1 protein-coding gene is annotated in these 649 nt (G+C 44.2%); it reads left to right on the top strand.

Annotated elements, in window-relative coordinates:
- Positions 1–157: 157 nt before the first annotated feature.
- The coding region (locus tag R7O13_RS27955; protein ID WP_318305335.1) for an FIST N-terminal domain-containing protein at positions 158–649 on the top strand (492 nt) is incomplete at its 3' end.

Here is a 649-nt window from a genome sequence, read left to right on the forward strand (position 1 = left end):
TTACTCACACTTTTTTAATTGCTTTCGCATTAATCCATTCTAATCTCATTTTGTGTCTAGAAAAGCATCAAAAAGAAACGTAAATTACTAAGCCTAAAGTAAAAATAACGACGCCACTCATCGTGGTGAAAATAGTGTTACGGCAGTAGTAGGGTACATGCGAGCTTTTTCCAAACGGGTCCACGATGTAAGTCAGCTTAATGACTTTTTAGTCACTTCTCAGTTGCACCCAGATAAACAGTATTTGGTGCAAATTTTGTCTACGCAATCGCGAGAATGTGCGGCTGCACTCGCCAAAGCGGTTTTGTCGATGTTGCCCAATGCTCATGTCATCGGCCACAGCACTCGCAATGTAATTTTGGATGGCGACATTTTTACCTCTGGCTGCCTCATCAACCTGATTGAGTTTGACCAAACCACGCTAACGTCTGCCGTCCAAGCGTATTCTTTCTCTCCCGATATAGACGGTGGCGAGCTCAAACGTTCGCTGCAGTTACAAAGCAACTCTCAAGTCATCATCAGTTTTGCCGTGCAAATCGAACGTCGTGATTATCCTTTGTATCAAACTTTTGCGACCGAAAACGTGCGAGTGTCTGGTGGATTAGCGCAGACCATAGAAGACGGCTGTTGGGTGCTCTATCAAAACCAG

This window comes from Vibrio sp. Y176, from assembly GCF_033438945.1.